Source organism: Micromonospora sp. MH33 (genome assembly GCF_003013775.1).
Taxonomy (GTDB): Bacteria; Actinomycetota; Actinomycetes; order Mycobacteriales; family Micromonosporaceae; genus Micromonospora; species Micromonospora fulviviridis.
The window spans coordinates 1-3,466 of the sequence record NZ_MUYZ01000465.1; the positions used below are offsets into that span (position 1 = coordinate 1).

Annotated in this window: 4 protein-coding genes; 1 reads left to right on the top strand and 3 read right to left on the bottom strand. The window is 76.5% G+C overall.

The genetic code is table 11. The features are described 5' to 3' along the window. Positions 1 to 619: SGNH/GDSL hydrolase family protein (locus B0E53_RS34450; RefSeq protein ID WP_107079720.1), on the bottom strand; the 619-nt coding region annotated here is incomplete at its 3' end. Positions 620 to 724: 105 nt separating this feature from the next. On the opposite strand from B0E53_RS34450, the gene B0E53_RS34455 reads away from it, so the two are divergent. Continuing rightward, entirely contained in the window at positions 725 to 1,723 is a 999-nt protein-coding gene (locus tag B0E53_RS34455; protein WP_107079717.1) for a phosphotransferase, read from the top strand. Positions 1,724 to 1,726: 3 nt separating this feature from the next. On the opposite strand, the gene B0E53_RS34460 is transcribed toward B0E53_RS34455, so the two are convergent. Together B0E53_RS34460 and B0E53_RS34465 are read right to left on the bottom strand one after the other, a co-directional pair. Continuing rightward, complete coding sequence (locus B0E53_RS34460) at positions 1,727 to 2,839, bottom strand: magnesium and cobalt transport protein CorA (RefSeq protein WP_107079718.1); 1,113 nt, start codon at positions 2,837 to 2,839, stop codon at positions 1,727 to 1,729. 74 nt (positions 2,840 to 2,913) lie between these two features. Next, on the bottom strand, positions 2,914 to 3,466 hold a 553-nt coding region (locus tag B0E53_RS34465), incomplete at its 5' end, for a class F sortase (RefSeq protein ID WP_107079719.1).

The window sequence follows — 3,466 nt, forward strand, 5'->3', positions numbered from 1 at the left end:
CGGCCGGCGGCAGCGGGCGCGACCACGCGTCGTCGTACCCGGGCAGGCCGGCGGTGTGCGCGAGCGCCGCGGCGATCCGCTCGTGGCCGGCCGAGTTGGCGTGCAGGCGGTCGTCGCTCCACAGCCGCGGGTCGGAGGCCACCGGATGCGCGCCCAGGTCGAGCAGGGTGGCCCCGGTCTCGGCGGTGGCCGCGCGGACCGCCTCGTTCAGCGCCAGCACCCGGCCACGCAACGGGCGGGCCAGCGGCATGACCGGCGCCGGGTCGGGCAGGGTGAAGGTGAGCACGGTGGCGCCCTGGCCGACCAGCGCCCGTTGCATGGCGCGCACGTCCTCGGCCACCCGGTCGGCGTCGAACGACGGCCGCAGCACGTCGTTCATGCCGGCCACCACGGTCGCCAGGTCGGGGGCCAGCTCCAGCGCCACCGGCAGCTGCTCGGTGCGGATCCGCCTGGTGGTGCGGCCGCGGATGGCGAGGTTGGCGTACTCCAGGCCGCCCTGGGCGCGGGCCACCGCGAGGGCGAACCGGTCGGCCCAGCCCCGGTAGCCGCCCGCCTCGTCCGGGTCGTCCAGCCCCTCGGTGGTGCTGTCGCCGATCGCCACGTACCGCCGCCACATCATGGGCACCAGCCTACGAAGCCACCAGGCGGTCGGGGGCCGCCGCCCGCGCGCCGTGACCACTAGCCTGGTGCGGGACATGAACCTGAGCACGGAGACACGCACCGGATGAGCCCCACCCAACGCCGCCTCGACCCCGATCAGGTCCGGCGCTACCTGGCCGCGTCGTTCGGCCCCACGCCCGAGGTGGTCGACTGCGGGCCGCTGACCGGCGGCGGGTTCGCCGCCGTCTGGTGGGTCACCCTCGACGACGGGCGGGCCGTGGTGCTCAAGGTGGGGCCGCCGCCGCAGGTGCCGTTGCTGCGCTACGAGCGCGACATGATCGGGGCGGAGGCCCGCTACCTGCGGCTGGTCGCCGCGCGGGCACCCGCCGTGCCGGTGCCGCCGCTGCTGCACCACGGCCGCGACCCGGTGCTGGGCGACTGGCTGCTCACCGGCCTGCTGCCCGGCCGCACCCTGTGGGACCTGACCCGGGCCGGTGCCGAGGTGGGCCCGGTCCGGGCCGAGTTCGGCCGCGCGCTCGCCACGCTGCACGGCGTAACCGGCGACCGCTACGGCTACGACGGCGGCCGGAGCGGCGCACCCACGTGGCGGGGCGCGTACACGGCCATGCTGGACGACCTGCTCGCCGACGCGGCGGACTGGGCGGTGCCGCTGCCCGTGCCGGCGGCCCGGATCCGCGAGCTGGTCGACCGGCACGCCCACGTCCTCGACGCGGTACGCCGCCCGGCGCTGCTGCACTTCGACGGCTGGGCCGGCAACGTCCTGGCGGTCGACGGCCCCGGCGGGACGCCCCGGCTCAGCGGGCTGGTCGACGGCGAGCGCCACCTCTGGGGCGACCCGCTGCTGGACCTGGTGTCGCCGCTGCTGTTCCGGCGCGCCGAGGACGAGCCGGACGACCCTCTCGTGCGGGCGTACCGGGCGGTCGCGCCGTTCCCGCTGGACGCCGGGGCGCGCCGCCGGCTCGGGCTCTACCGGCTGCACCTCTACCTGCTGATGACGGTGGAGATGCCCAGCCGGGGCATCACGGCCGAGTCCGACCCGTGGCGGGTGGACCGCCTCGCCGAGCTCCTCGACGCCGAACTGTCCGACCTGGACCGGCCGTGACGCTCAGAGCCAGCCGGAGTGCCGGAACAGCCGGTGCAGGGTGACCGCGGCGGTCGCCATCAGCAGCAGCGCGCCCGCGTAGCCGTACCGCCAGCCGAGCTCCGGCATGTGCGCGAAGTTCATCCCGTAGACCCCGGCCACCGCGGTCTGCGTGGCGGCGATGGCCGCCCAGGCCGCGATCTTGCGCATGTCGTTGTTCTGCTCCACGGCGAGCTGCGCCAGCCGGGACTGGAGGATCGAGTTGAGCAGGTCGTCGTACGAGCCGATCCGGTCCACCGCCCGGGTGAGCCGGCTCTCCACGTCGGCGAACCAGCGGTGCAGCGCCGGCGGCGGGCCCTCGCCCCGCTGCTCCAGCAGCGCGCGCAGCGGCGCCTGCAACGGCAGCACCGCCCGCTTGAACTCCACCACCTCCCGCTTGAGCTGGTAGATGTGCTGGATGTCGGCGTCCCGTTCGCGGGCGAAGACGCTCTCCTCGACGCGTTCCAGGTCCCGTTCCAGGTGCCCGGCGACCTCCAGGTAGAGGTCGACCATCCGGGCGCAGACCGCGTACGCCACCGCCCACGGCCCCTCGGCCAGCACGCCCGGCCGGCGCTGCACGTCCTCCCGCACCGGGGTCAGCGCGCCCGTCGCGCCGTGCCGAACGGTGAGCGCGAACCGGTCGCCGAGGAACACCATCACGTCCCCGGTGTCGATCACCTCGGAGGTGGCGGTCAGCTCGGTGTGCTCCACGTAGCCGGCCGTGCGCAGCACCAGCAGCGTGACCTCGCCGTGCCGCTGCACGGTGGGGCGGTGCCCGTCGGCGAGGGCCTGCGCCACGGCCAGCTCGTCCAGCCCGAAGGTCCGTCCGACCGCGGCCATCACCGCGGGGCCCGGCTCGTGCAGGCCGAGCCAGACAAAGGCCCGCCGGGTGCGGCGGGCCCGGTCGTACGCGTCGGCGTAGTGCGGCCGGCCCGGCTCCCGGCGGCCGGCCACGTAGACCGCGCAGTCCACCACGGCGTCCGGGTTGGCCCGGCGCGGCGTCGGCCCGGACGCCTCGTCGGCGCGCCCGAGCAGCCGGGCGACGAGACCGGGCAACAGCCGCCCGCGCCTCCGGGTCCGTACCGCCGACCGGTCCACCGCGCACCTCCACCGCCGAGGAACTGACGGCCCACCGTACGGCCTGCCGGCGCTCCGGCGGTGTCCGGCCCGCGTCAGCGGGCAGCGGTGGCGAAGACCACGATGTTGTCCGGGTAGCTGCCGGTGCGCGGGTCGAACCGGCCGCCGCAGGTGATCAGCCGGAGCCGGGCCTCGGCGCCGCCGCCGTACACCCGCTCGGTGGGGAAGTGCTCCTTCGGGTACGCCCCGACGCCGTCCACGGTGAACACCGCGACCCGGCCGTCGGTCCGGGTGACCTCAATGGTGTCCCCGGGGCGCAGCCGGCCGAGGTCGAAGAAGACCGCCGGGCCGCGCAGCGAGTCGACGTGTCCCACCAGCACGGCGTTGCCGGCCTCGCCCGGGGTGGGGCCGCGGCGGTACCAGCCGGCGATCTCCGGGTGGTCCAGCGGCGGCACCTCCAGCGCGCCGCTCGTGTCGGTGGCGACCGGGACGATGTCGGCGTCGACGCCGATGCGGGGGATGGCGACGCGCACCGGCTCCGAGCGGGGGAGCACCGGGCCGGGCGGGCCGGTGCCTTCGGCGGTCGGCGCGGCCGAGGCGCCCGGCTGGGGCGGGGGGTGGGCCGTGGTGCCGAGGCCGGCGGCGAGC